Origin of the sequence: Kutzneria buriramensis, assembly GCF_003387475.1 — a bacterium.
GTDB lineage: Bacteria > Actinomycetota > Actinomycetes > Mycobacteriales > Pseudonocardiaceae > Kutzneria > Kutzneria buriramensis.
In genome coordinates, this window is sequence record NZ_QUNO01000016.1 from 233018 (window position 1) to 245640 (window position 12623).

Genomic DNA, 12623 nt, shown 5'->3' on the forward strand with positions numbered 1-12623 from the left:
ACTCATGGGAGCCAGGATGCGTTTGAGAACGGCATTACTGAGCGCGGCCGTGGTGGCCGCCTCGGTATCCGGCCTGGTCGCGAGCGCCGACGCAGCGACCACGCCGAAGGCCACACCCCTGCCGACGCATGTGTTCGCCCCGTACTTCGAGACCTACCAGTCGGGCCAGAGCCCGTCGGGCATCGCCAAGCAGGCCGGCGTCAAGTACCTGACGCTGGCCTTCCTCCAGACCGCCAGCCAGGGATCCTGCACACTGCTCTGGGACGGCACCACCGCGATCGGCGGCGGCAGCTACGGCACCGAGATCGCCGCGCTCCAGGCGGCCGGCGGCGACGCCATCCCCTCGCTCGGCGGCTACACCGCCGACACCACCAACACCGAGCTGGCCGACAGCTGCACGGACGTCTCGAAGATCGCCGCCGGCTTCGAGAGCCTGATCACCACGTACAACATCAGCCGGATCGACCTGGACGTCGAGGCCGACTCGCTGAACAACCAGGCCGGCATCGACCGCCGCAACAAGGCGATCAAGATGACCGAGGACTGGGCGGCCGCCAACGGCCGCACCATCCAGTTCTCCTACACCCTGCCCACGCTGCCGACCGGCCTGGACACCGGCCTGGGCGTGCTCCAGAACGCCGTGCAGAACCAGGCGCGGGTCGACGTCGTCAACCTGATGACCTTCGACTACTACGACAACCAGCAGCACAACATGGCCACCGACACCGAGACCGCGGTCGCCGGCCTGGTCAACCAGATCGCCCCGCTCTACCCGGGCAAGTCGCAGGCGCAGCTGTACGCCATGGTCGGCGTCACCGAGATGCCCGGCCGCGACGACTACGGCTCGTCCGGCGAGACCGGCCCGCCGGAGATCTTCACCGTGGCCAACGCCAGCACCGTGCTGAGCTGGGCGCAGTCCAAGGGCATCAACACCCTGTCGTTCTGGGCGCTCCAGCGGGACAACGGCGGCTGCAACGGCACGCCCGGCAACGACCTGTGCTCCGGCATCAGCCAGAACACCTGGGACTTCAGCCACACCTTCGAGCCGTTCACCAGCGGCAGCACCCCGCCGCCGCCCACGAACGACTTCTCCGTGGCGGTCACGCCCGGCTCCGCCGCGGTCAACCCCGGCGCCGGCGCCACCGCGTCCGTGAAGACCGCGGTCACCTCCGGCTCCGCCGTCAACGTCGCCCTGTCGGTCAGTGGCGCGCCCGCCGGCGTCACCGCGTCGGTCAGCCCCACCTCGGTGTCGGCCGGCGGAACGGCGACGCTGTCGGTGAGCACGACCTCCTCGGCGACGCCCGGCAGCTACCCGCTGACGATCACCGGCACCTCGGGCTCCACCAGCCACTCGGCCACCTTCACACTCACGGTCAACGGCACCACGCCGCCTCCGCCGCCGGGCGCGATCGTCAACCCGGGCCTGGAGACCGGGTCGCTCAGCCCGTGGACCTGCCAGGCCGGCGGGGCCGTCGTCGGCACCCCCGTGCACGGCGGCAGCCACGCCCTGTCCGTCGCCGCCACCGACAGCCAGACCGGTGAGTGCGACCAGACGATCACCGTGTCCCCCAACGCCAGCCACAAGCTGACCGTGTGGGTGCGCGGCAACTTCGCCTACGCCGGCGTCAAGGGCGGGGCGAGCGGCGAGACCTGGACCTCGTCCGCCGGCTACACCCAGCTCACCATTCCGTTCACCACCGGCGCCTCCGGCACCGTCACCGTGTACGTGCACGGCTGGTACGCCCAGGGCACCGTCTACGCCGACGACTTCGCCGTCAGCTAGCCCCCCCGATGGGATGATGTTCCGGACGACCCGCGCCCGACCGGGCGGGGGTCGTCCGGAACCGACCTGCCATGATCCACGTCTGAGTGCGGTAGCCACCGTCGAGGGGAAGCGATCATGCAGGATCGTGTGCACGGCACCGTCATGCCCGTGCTGGACATCACGCTCAACCCGGGCGAGACCGTCTGCGCGGAGTCCGGTGAGCTGTCGTGGATGTCCGCCAGCATCCAGATGACCACGTCCACGCAGGGCGCCGGCAGCAGCGGCGTGTTCGGGGCGTTGAAGCGCAGCCTGTCCGGCGGCACGTTCTTCATGACCAACTACACCGCCGTCAACCAGCCCGGCTCGGTGTCGTTCGCGGCGCACCTGCCCGGCCAGATCTTCCCCGTCGACGTCGCCCCGCAGCCGGGCTACGGCTTCCTCGCGCACCGCCGCTCCTACGTCGCCGGCACCACCGGCGTCACCCTCACCACCGGCTTCCAGCAGCGGCTCGGCGCCGGCGTCTTCGGCGGCGAGGGCTTCCTGCTCCAGCGCATCGGCGGGCAGGGCCGAGCCTGGGTGCAGCTGTCCGGCGAGATCGTGCCCTACGACCTCCAGCCCGGCCAGGTGATCCGCGCCCACCCCGGGCACATCGGCATGTTCCAGGACACCGTCCAGTTCGGCATCACCACCGTGCCCGGCATCCGCAACAAGCTGTTCGGCGGCGACGGCATCTTCCTCGCCGAGCTCACCGGCCCCGGCCGCGTGTGGCTCCAGTCGCTGCCGATCGACCGCCTCGCCCACTCGCTGACCCCGTACCTGCCGCAGAACGAGGGCGGCCGCTCCGGCCTGTTCAGCAACTAGTGCCTTCGAGTGGTCCGGCGGCGGAGGCCCCGGTGCCGCGGGTGATCCCCTGGTACCAAGGTCGGATCGACCGCCGACGAGGTGAGGCCCGATGGACATCGCTTCCGCCGCCGTGCACCACACGATCGTCGCCGTGGACGTGGAGAAGTACAGCTCCGCCGACCGCACCGACTTCGACCGCCTCGCAGTCCGGGACGGCATGTACGAGGTGGTGTCCGCCGCCTTCCGGGAGTCCGACATCCCGTGGGAGCGATGTCAGGTCGGCGACGTCGGCGACAGCCTGCTCGTGCTGCTGCCGGCCGACGTGCCGAAGGTTCTCACAGTGGACCGGCTACCGCACCGGCTCACCGCGATGCTGCGGCGGCACAACCAAACCCACGCGGCAGGCGCCCAGATGCGCCTGCGCATGGCTGTCCACGCCGGCGAGGTGCACCACGATCGCCACGGCACAGCCGGCGAATCGGTGATACACGCCTGCCGCCTACTGGACGCCGAGGAGTTGCGGGCGGCGCTCGCCGGCGCCGCCGAGGAGCTCGCCCTCATCATCTCGGACGGGTTCTACCTCGGCACCGTCCGCCACGACCCCGCGCTGAGTCCCGCGTCGTTTCGCCGGATCACCGTGTCCGTCAAGGAGACCGAGGCCTACGCGTGGCTGCGTGCCGGCGGACCGGCTCCCGCCGCGCCGCAGCCTGCCGCGGCGAGCCGCCCCACCCCCATGGCGCTGGCCGAGCTCAGCCTGTTCGTCGACATCCTCGCCGACATCCCCCAACTGAGCACGCAGGAGGGCCGTGACCACATGCTCTCGTTGTTGCCACGGGAAATGTGGACCGGTATCCGCCGCCAGCAGACGCCGTGGACCGACCTCGCCAGCATCGTCGCCGCGTGCGGCCGCTTTCCCGACGGCCTGCACCGGCTCGCCGAGGCGGTCGGCTTCGTGGCCGGCGGCACCCACGCGGCGACCGCGCTGGACCGGCTCGTCAACGGCGTTGATATCGCCCACGGGCCTGGCGGGCATCCCGCTACAATGACGCCGTCCTGGAGTAGAGAGCTGCCGGCGGTCACCCCGCCTGCGATGGGAGATTCACCCGGATGAGGGACCCCTTGACCGAGATCCGTTCCGATCTGGTTGACCTGAGCGGCGTCACGCTCGACGCGCTGGCCTCCTCCGACGATCCCGACCTGGCTCTCGCGACGCGGCCGCTGCTGCGTCAGATCGACAGTCCCAGCAGCAGCGTCGGCGGTCACGACTCGTAACGGCTCCGCACAGCAGCGAGTTCCGTCGACCGGGGAGAACTGTCATCGGCACGCGCCACCACCTCACGGCGGACCAACTGGACGCACTCGCCGCCGGCCGCCACGATCCTGCGGCGCTGGACGAGTTGCGGCGCAGCCAGCAGAGCCGTCGGCTGTTGCTGCTGCGGGCGGTCCTGCAGTACGCCCGCCAACAGTCCGACTGCACCGGACCGTTGCCACCGGTCGACGTTGCGTGGCAGGTACTCGCCGACGCCCAGCGGCGCAATCCACACGTCGTGGCCGACCTGCTCAGCCATCCTCAGGTCGGCATGTGGACGGCGCACGCGCTGCGCCGATTCCGTGGTGTGGCCGAGGATTCCGCCCCGTTGTGGTTCCACGTCGGCTACCTGCACACTCTCGCCGCGACTGCGGCGGCCCGCGCCGGCCTCGCGGTTCGCATCACGATCCCCTGTCATGACGGCGCTGTCGTGCTACCGACACTCGGCTGCGTCACCTTGCCGGTCGACGACGAGTGGACGGTCGCGACGGTGTCCACGGCCGACGAGACGGCGGAGATCACCGTTGGCGCCGCCGCCGTGCGCGTCGGCGGGCCCGGCTGGCGGCCGACGCCGACGGTGGGGAAGGTCCCGCGAATTCGCCTCGACGACGTCGACCCGTATCGCGGGCTCGACCACCCCATGCCCGCGGACCCGTTGCCGGACAACGAAATCGCGCAATGGCACGCCTTGATGGACGAGGCCTGGTCCATGCTGTCCGCCAAGCATGCCGACCAGGCCGCCGAACTCGCCGCGGGCATGCGCGCGGTGGTCCCGATCGCGAGCACTGCTCGGTTCCGCACGCACAGCGCGTCCGTCGAGAACGGATTCGGCGGCCCGCTCATCTCCCGCCCGACCGACGCCGGCGTGCTCGCCGTGACGCTCGTGCACGAGTTCCAACACAGCAAACTCACCGCCGTCCAACACCTCGTGCCGTTGCTCGCCGGGACGTTCCCGGCCGTACACCACGCGCCGTGGCGGGACGATCCCCGTCCCCCGTCCGGTCTGCTGCAGGGCGTGTACGCCTTCACCGCGGTGACCGAGTTCTGGGCCGCCCACCGCGACGACAACCCGTTGGCGCAGTTCGAGTTCGCGCACTGGCGCGGTCAGACCTTGGCGACGCTGCGCGAACTTCGGGCCCATCCGATCCTGACGGACCTCGGGCGGCGCTTCGTCGACGTGGTGGCCACGCGGCTGGAACCACTGCAGTCCCTGGCCGTGCCCGAGGATGTCGGCGCGCTGGCCGAGGCGACCGCACTGGATCATCAAGCGGCCTGGCAGGTTCGCCACCTCCGACCATCCACAAAGTACGTCGACGCCGCGACGGACGCGTGGCTCGCGGAACGTTCGGTTCCTGAGGGCTATACGGCGACGGTCGTGCCCGCGGCCACCGTGCAGCGCATCGACGTGAAGGCGGTGCTGAGCCGGGTCCGGATCATCGAGCCCGCCACCTTCGACGAGCTGCGATCGGCCCCCTCGACGATCACGGACGCCGCCGCGGCTGACTTCGCTTACCTGGTGGGCGATCCGGACACGAGCGGGCTCTACCAACAGGAGATCGAGGCCGACTCGGGCCGGGCCGGGGCGTGGTCGGGACTCGGACTGTCGCTGTGGGCGGCGGGCTCGCCGGCCGCCGAGGCGCTGTTGCGTCGGCCCGAGCTCGTCCGCGCGATCTACGTCAAGGCCTCTCAGCGCTCGCGTCGAGCCCCGGACATTCAGGAGCTCGCCGCGTGGGTGGGCGTCTGAGCTAGAGCGGCAACGGATCGATGTCGCAGTTCGCCCGCTGAGTGCCGGCGGCGAACTCGACGGACGCCGCGTGCTTCGCCCCCAACTTCTGCTCGATCTTGCGCACGGCCTCGTCGTGCATTTGCCACGCCTGTTCCGTCTCGTGATCCGCGAGCAGGTCCTGGGCGAGATTCACCATACAGGCCAGTGTGGTCGGGTGTTCCGGCCCGAGCTGACGGTGGCAGGCCGCGAGCGTCCGGGTGTCCAGCTGCCGGGCGCCGGTCACGTCGTTGAGCACCCAGAGCGTGCTGGCCAGGTTGATGTCGGCCACCAGGGTGGACGGGTGCTCGGGCCCCAGGCGGTCCCGGAGGCCGGCGGCCGCCGTCTCGTTGATCGTCTTCGCACTCTCGCGCTCGCCCAGCAGCCGCAGCACGACGGCTTGGTTGACGATGGCGGCCAGCGTGTGCGGATGCCCGGCGCCCAGCCGGGTTCGATACCGCTCCACGACACTGTCGGCCAACTGCCGGGCCGCACCGAGATTGCCGGCGCACCGCAGCTCGACCGACAGGCACAGGCTCGCCGCCATCGCTTCCGGGTGGTACTCGTTGTGGCGCGCGGTCAGGCCCCGCACGGCCTCGTCGGCCGCTTCCAGCGCCCCTTCGTGGTCGCCGGCCTTGCGCCTCATCTCGGCGAGCAACCGAATGGCCGCCACGGTCTGCGGGTGCACCTCGCCGTGGATCTGCCGCAGTCGGGCGACGATGTCCTCCTGCATGGTCCGCGCCACCACGTAGTCCCCGAGTTCACGAGCGTCCAGCGCGAGGCCGATCTGGGTGAGAATGCTCAGCGCGTGGTCTGTGCCGAAGATCTCCACCTTGCGCCGCCAGGTCCGGTCGTCGATCTCGCGGGCGTCGGCGAACCGGCCGGCCAGCCGCAGGCTGACACCGAGGTTGTGCGCGGCACTGAGGGTGAGCGGGTCGTCGTCGCCGAACGACCGTACCGACCTGGTGTGGATGTCCTCCGACAACGCGAGCGCTGAGTCGAACTCGCCCTGTGCGCGAAGGTCGCCCGCGACGTTGTTCATCGCGTCGACGGTGCCCTCGTGCTGCTCGCCGAGCACGCGCACGCAGATCTCCAGGATCCGGTTGTCCAGGGTCGCCGCTTCCTCGTAACGGCCGTCGGACCACAACATGAAGCCCAGCCAACGGCCGATGCGCAGCGTCTCCCGGTGCTCGTCGCCGAGCCCGTCGCGCCAGGTGTCGTAGATGGCCTGGGACAGATCCGTGGCCGCGCGATGGTCGCCCCAGCGGGACAGGTAGACCGCCAGGTTGTAGGCCAGATCGCGGACGCCGGGATCGTCGCACTTGATCGCCTCGGACGTCGTGACGTGCGGATACAGCTCGGCATAGCGCGGCCATTGGTCCGAATCGGCCGGCGCGTAAGGGTCGCTGGCCGCCAGCAGCAGATGCGCGCCGTGCCGCATGGTCTGCCGCTCGACCTCGGTCATCTGGTTGATCAGGACCTGCTGCACCAGGCGGTGCATCTGGATGCTGTTGGTACGGTGGTCGATCCTGGCCAGCGCGAACCGGTTGATGTCCCGGATCGCCTCGTTGAGCCGCAGCCGGTCGCGCAGGGCCCGGTCCAGGTCGGGGGTGATGGCCAACCCTCGTCCGTTGCTGAACATCGACCGCGCGATCGGCTCCGGCGCCAGGAACGCGGCCAGCTGCAACAACCGCAGCCCCGCCGGGTTGCGGTTCTCCAACTGCTCCAGCGACAGGTTCCAGGCCGCGGCGACCGGCCGGCCGTAGTCCGCCGGCTGCGACATGTTCAACAGCTCGAGCAGCTTCTCGTTGAGCAGTTCCAGGTACTCGTCGGCGGGCATGCCCGTCTCCGCCCGCCAGGCGGCCGCCTGCTCCACCGCCAGCGGCAGATCGCCGAGCGCCTCGGCCAGCCGGTCCGCCTCGTCATCGGTGATGTCCGGGCCACGGCGGCCCAACAACGCCTTGCTCTCCTCGCGTTCGAAGACGTCGACCTCCAGACCGCGGGCCATGGTGAGCCAGCGCGAATTCCGGCTGGTGACCAGGATGCGGCCGGGGCCACCGGTCGGCAGGAAGGACAGCACCTCCTCCGGGTCTTCGGCGTTGTCGAACACCAGCAGCCAGTTGGGCGGCACCTGCCGCCCCGGTCCACCGCGCAACGCGTCGATCACTCGTTGCACGGCCACGTTCGCCTCGGCGCCGACACCGAGGTCGAGCCGCTGACCGAGTTCGACCAGCGAGCTCTGGATCTGGACGCTGCGCTCGGCCGGAATCCACCAGATCAGGTCGAAGTCGTTCTGATGCCGGTAGGCGTACTCGACGGCCAGCTGCGACTTGCCGACGCCGCCCATGCCGTGCAGTGCCTGCGGCAGCACCGCCGCCGTCGCGCCGGGCGCGAGGCAGTCGTCGAGCTCCCGCAGCAGTTCCTCGCGGCCAGTGAAGTTGGGGTTGCGCGGCGGCACTCCGCCCCAGACCACCTGTTGCGCGCCCGAACGAATCTGCGCCCCGGGCTCTGTTCTCGTCACGTCGAAGTCTCCTGGCCTTGTTGCGATGGTGGTGTGCGGCGGGAACGAAGTCCGCGAGTGAGTGGTGGGCACCGTACTCCCTCTCGGCGCAATGCGACTCAGGGATGACTCCCCGCCCACTTCCGTGTGGTGCCCCGCCAACTGTCGGCGCAGTCGCGCGGCCGCTGCCAGGTGCGGCCCGGACAGTGCCTCCAGAACTGCGGCCTCGGCCGTCAGGAACGGTACGGTCTCCGCGGTCACCACATGTTCGTCGTCCCGCTGCGTGGCGCGGTCCAACACGTTGCCGTATCCGCGGATGGCCGGCACCGAGTCGGCGAGCCACTCCTCGGCCAACCGCATCGCTCGCACGGTCGTGGACTGCCGCCCGCTCGCCAGCAGTTCCTCCCGCACACCGGGCACAAAGCCGAAGGTCTCTCGGGTTCGGTCGGCGACCTCCTCGCGGGGCACCATCGGCATCAGCAGCCCGCTGGCCAGGATCTCGGACAGGTGCGACCGACGCGAGTCGGGTAGCATGACCTGCCGGACCCGCTCGATCACACCCAGGTTCAACGGCGCGGCGGCCAAGTACGTGGCCAGCTCGAACGCGACCGGTGACACGGTCGCATGAAATTCGGCGACCCGCCTCGCGGGCTCGGCGCCAGTGTCACCGGCCGAGCTCGGCGCGGCGGTGACGTCCGGATCCACCAGCAACGCCGGCAGGTTCGTCCACGAGGCACGCTTGCCGACGATGATCCGCGCCCAGGCTGCGAGCCAATTGGGTTGCAACTCCAGCACCGGCACCGGTATCGCCCGGGCCCGCCGCGCCTCGTCGACCAGCATCATGTCGACCTGTTGCTCCCAGCGCAGGCTGGCGTTGCACGCGCCGGGCGCCGGCGCCTTCAACTGCAACCGGTGGACCTCGATGGCGGTCTGCCGCCACATCTGCCAGGGCAGCAGGTGGACAAGCGCGATCGGCAGCACGGATCCCCACATGTGCAGCGCCGCCTGCGCCGACCCGTTCTGCCACAACGCGGAACACCCGTCGGTCAGCACCAGCACGATCCGACGGCCGCTGGGCTCGATCAGCTCGCGAGGCGACCGATGCGGTGCGCCCGCACCGGTGCCACGAATCGTGCACTCACCGGCGGGTCCGATTCCCAGCAGGCGCACCTGCACATTGCGGAATACGCCCTGGCGGACGAGGACTCGGCCGAACGCCATCGCGGTGTCCCACCACACCGCCATCGTCGGGTTGTCGTCGACGACGACGACAACCTCCCAGCGACGCTCGTCGGCCGGCCGGAACACGGGCAGCCAGCGGTCGTCGGTCAGCGCCCACTCGGCCGTCGTCTCCTCGTCGAGCTCCCTGTCCCTTGTGGACGGAATGACCTGCTTGAGCGGGCCCAGTGCGCGGCCAAGGGGGAGGTCGAGTCGTGTGCCGTCACCGTCCGGGCGATCCACCGCCCGAACCACCGGAAACGCAACGGTCTCCACGGTTGCCGCCGTCGCCGCGTCGGGCTGCGCGCTCCGTTCCCCGGTGTCGGGCGACTCAGCCGCCGCAGTCTCGGGTACTTCGCCAGGAGGAACTCGTTCCCTCGTCGCCGGCGGCGGGACGGCCGCCGCGTCCGGCCGACCGGCCCGCATCGCGCGATGTCGTTGGCAGGCGAGCCATAGCCCGTCAGCCACTTCGCGCGCCGTGAGATCCCCCAACCGCAAGGCGCTTGTGTCCCGGCCTGCTATGTGGTCCACCTGAAGTCCTGCCACGTCAGGTCGTGCTCGTCGGTCACCGCCCGCTCACTACCCCAGCCCCAGCCGGTGCCAGATCCGGTCCAGCAGCCGATGCCACTCCGCGGGGTCGCTCGTCGGCGCCGAACCGGAGACGACGAGGTGCACGGCGTTGAGCAACTGGTCGGCGGCCAACTCCTTCTTGCGCTCGCGATGGTCGGTGAACGTCCGGATCAGTTCGGCGGTCTGTTCGCCGTCCCGGTCGCCGAAGTGCGCGGCGACCATGTCGGCCAGCATGTCCGGGTCCGGGTCCGGCATGGCGATGGTCAGGGCCCGCCGCAGGAAGGGAGCGGGGAAGTCCCGTTCGCCGTTGCTGGTGATGACAACAATCGGAAAGGCGCGGCAGCGCACGACACCGTCGTTCACCGGCGCGGTGACGCCGAGATCTGCGGTGTGCACGGTGACCGCCGGCTCCCGGTCCCGCACCCGGAGCAGTTCGAGTATCGGGAACTCGCCGTCCTCGAATACCGTGAGCAGGTCGTTCGGCAGGTCCACATCGGACTTGTCGAGCTCGTCGATCAGCAGCACCCGCGGCAGCCGGTGCGGCAGCAGCGCCGTGCCCAGTGGCCCGAGGTGCACGAAATTGCCGATGCCGGACTGCTCGCGGGCGCCGAGAGCCTGCGCCCGACCGAACGCGTCGTAGCTGTAGAGACCGGAGTTCACCGTCGTGCGGGTGGTGATGGACCAGCGCAGCACCGGCCCCAGTCCCAACTCCCGCGCGACCAGGTAGGCCAGCGAGGACTTACCCGAGCCGGGCCGACCGGTGACGATCAGCGGGCGGGCCAGGGTAATGGCCGCGTTCACCATCTCCACCACGGCGGGATCGGCCTTGCGGGTGATCGCGGCCTCGCCCAGCCGGCGGCTGGTCTCGAACTCGTCGGCGACCGGCGTTGGCAGCGCCGGCCCACCGCGGAAGGTCCGCCACGGCGGCGGCGCCGGCCAGCGCCGGTCTCGGTCGGCCTCCTCGAGAATGCGTCCATCACCTCGGAAAAGCCACCATGGCGGGTCCGCGGTAACGGGATCATCGGGTGCGGCGGCCGGTCCGTCGGAGGCCATCAGGCAGTCCCCTCCCCCGAAACTCCCACTGCGCGGGGAGATTCGGGAAGCCGTTCGGGATCGTCCCACAGTACTGCAAGATTTCGGCCGAGACGGGCGGCCAGCTCGTCCGGGCCGACGCGCAACGCGGCCTGCCGCAACTCCGAGATCCGTTCCGGCAGCCGGGCCAGCCCGCCGTCGGCGGCGATGGCCGCGACCGCCGCGCGGAAGTCCGAGTCGCCACAGTCCTCACGATGCCACAGGATCGCCGGCACGCCGCACCTCAGCGCGGTCGCCCACTCCTCACGTGCCTTCGCGTTGCCGGGTGTCAGCGGTTCGCTCAGCACCAGCGACACGATGGTCTGATCACTGCTGAGATCGGCCGCCAGTCGTCCGAAGTAGTTCACCCCGCTCGGCTGCGACCAGTACGCACGCACCGCCCGCGGCTGGCGCTTGAACGCTTCCCAACGCCGCCGCCAGGCCAGATGCAGGCTCGGCTCGCGCAGCCGTTCCAGGCTGCGGAGCACGATCGAGTGGTCCAGGACGAACGGCCTCGGCTCCCCGCCGACCGGCGACCGCTGCAGCCAGAACTCCACCGGTTCGTTGAGCATTTCCAGCGGCAGCACGAACTCCAGCATGAGCCGCGTGGTCGGACGGACTTCGGCCATCGTGCCGAGCGCCGCCTCCACTTCCGTCACGACGTCGTCGAACTCCGATCTCAGGTCGGCCCGGGTGATGTGGCGGTCCCGCTGGCGCCGCGGTCGCCATTCCGGCTGGTCGTGCTGCCACCAGTGGGAGAGGACGATCCGGTCGGATCCCCGCGGATCGGGATTGACCTGGATCACCAGGTAGGCCGGCCACCGGACCTCGTCAGCCTTGTGGCGGGCCCGCCATGGCGCGTCGTCGAGACGCTGCTCAAGACCCCATTCCCGGGCATACTGCCGAACCCAGCGCTGGACGGCCCGCGCGCGGGCCAGGTCCGCGGCCAGCCGCTCGGCGACACAGTCCAGGAACACCATCCACGGCGGCAGCGACTTCGGGGCCGCGTTCGCGCCGACGAGATGGGTGAAGGCACTCCACACCGTCGAGCAGTGCGGCGGCAGTCCGGCCAGCCGATAGTCGGTCGCCACCCGCGCCAATCCCGATACGGCTCGGCCCTCTTCCCCCGGGGTCGTGCCCGACAGCCGAACGGGCAGCAGCACGGCCCGGAGTTCGGCCCAACTCCGGTCGGCCGTCAAATCCACCGACCCAGTCCCGAAAATGAGGGAGAAGGCCTGCCATTCGTCGGCGAGTTCGGCCATTCTCTGGCCATCGGCGGCCAGCGGGTCGAGGAATCGGACCTGTTTGACCAGGGCCGCCAACCCGTCCGGCTGACGTCCGCACACGGTGACCAGCTCGATGAACCCCGCCCGGACGGTCGGCATGGCCCGCAGCGGAAGCGGCGCCCCGAAGCACACCGCGAGCCTCTCGACCAGCGCCAGGCGGGCATTCTCCGACTGCAGGGTGGGGCAATCCTCCAGCCACAACACGAAGTCCTCTTGCAGACGTAGTCGCACAGCATCGTGCGTGGGCTCCATAGGCGCCCCTCTCCTCACCGCGGTCGACGTGCCACAGCAACGACGTG

The 12623-nt window shown here is 70.3% G+C and carries 8 protein-coding genes; 5 read left to right on the forward strand and 3 right to left on the reverse strand.

From position 1 onward, the window contains the following. Positions 1 to 16 precede the first annotated feature (16 nt). The 5 genes from BCF44_RS39510 to BCF44_RS39525 all read left to right on the forward strand — a co-directional run bounded on the left by BCF44_RS39510 (position 17) and on the right by BCF44_RS39525 (position 5661). Complete coding sequence (locus BCF44_RS39510; RefSeq protein WP_116179613.1) at positions 17 to 1783, forward strand: glycosyl hydrolase family 18 protein; 1767 nt, start codon at positions 17 to 19, stop codon at positions 1781 to 1783. 117 nt (positions 1784 to 1900) lie between these two features. Further along, positions 1901 to 2626, forward strand: a complete 726-nt coding sequence (locus tag BCF44_RS39515) for a TIGR00266 family protein (RefSeq protein ID WP_116179614.1) — start codon at positions 1901 to 1903, stop codon at positions 2624 to 2626. 91 nt (positions 2627 to 2717) lie between these two features. Beyond that, positions 2718 to 3719: an effector-associated domain 2-containing protein gene (locus BCF44_RS39520; protein ID WP_116179615.1), complete on the forward strand. Its 1002-nt coding sequence runs from the start codon at positions 2718 to 2720 to the stop codon at positions 3717 to 3719. Then, positions 3716 to 3880 (forward strand): hypothetical protein, encoded by a 165-nt coding sequence (locus BCF44_RS56000; RefSeq protein WP_170217987.1) that lies wholly within the window; start codon positions 3716 to 3718, stop codon positions 3878 to 3880. Before BCF44_RS39520 ends, BCF44_RS56000 begins: the two co-directional genes overlap by 4 nt. A 125-nt stretch (positions 3881 to 4005) precedes the next feature. Next, a complete protein-coding gene (locus BCF44_RS39525) occupies positions 4006 to 5661 on the forward strand; it encodes an HEXXH motif domain-containing protein (RefSeq protein WP_246016071.1) in 1656 nt (551 codons plus the stop codon). A gap of 1 nt (position 5662) precedes the next feature. On the opposite strand, the gene fxsT is transcribed toward BCF44_RS39525, so the two are convergent. Genes fxsT through BCF44_RS39540 form a run of 3 tightly spaced genes read right to left on the reverse strand, consistent with a single transcriptional unit; the run spans position 5663 to position 12555 of the window. Then, positions 5663 to 9943, reverse strand: coding sequence for an FxSxx-COOH system tetratricopeptide repeat protein (gene fxsT, locus BCF44_RS39530; RefSeq protein WP_342775695.1), 4281 nt, complete (start codon positions 9941 to 9943; stop codon positions 5663 to 5665). A 33-nt stretch (positions 9944 to 9976) separates the two neighbouring features. Beyond that, positions 9977 to 11020, reverse strand: coding sequence for an AAA family ATPase (locus BCF44_RS39535; protein ID WP_116179618.1), 1044 nt, complete (start codon positions 11018 to 11020; stop codon positions 9977 to 9979). Then, positions 11020 to 12555: a VMAP-C domain-containing protein gene (locus tag BCF44_RS39540; protein ID WP_147328798.1), complete on the reverse strand. Its 1536-nt coding sequence runs from the start codon at positions 12553 to 12555 to the stop codon at positions 11020 to 11022. The genes BCF44_RS39535 and BCF44_RS39540 overlap by 1 nt, the downstream gene beginning before the upstream one ends. Positions 12556 to 12623 lie beyond the last annotated feature (68 nt).

Excerpts from the sequence above, each read along its gene's own strand:
- BCF44_RS39535 (WP_116179618.1), bottom strand. The coding sequence starts at position 11,020 with ATGGCCTCCGACGGACCGGCCGCCGCACCCGATGATCCCGTTACCGCG.
- BCF44_RS39510 (WP_116179613.1), top strand. The coding sequence starts at position 17 with ATGCGTTTGAGAACGGCATTACTGAGCGCGGCCGTGGTGGCCGCCTCG.
- BCF44_RS39520 (WP_116179615.1), top strand. The coding sequence starts at position 2,718 with ATGGACATCGCTTCCGCCGCCGTGCACCACACGATCGTCGCCGTGGAC.
- BCF44_RS56000 (WP_170217987.1), top strand. The coding sequence starts at position 3,716 with ATGAGGGACCCCTTGACCGAGATCCGTTCCGATCTGGTTGACCTGAGC.
- BCF44_RS39515 (WP_116179614.1), top strand. The coding sequence starts at position 1,901 with ATGCAGGATCGTGTGCACGGCACCGTCATGCCCGTGCTGGACATCACG.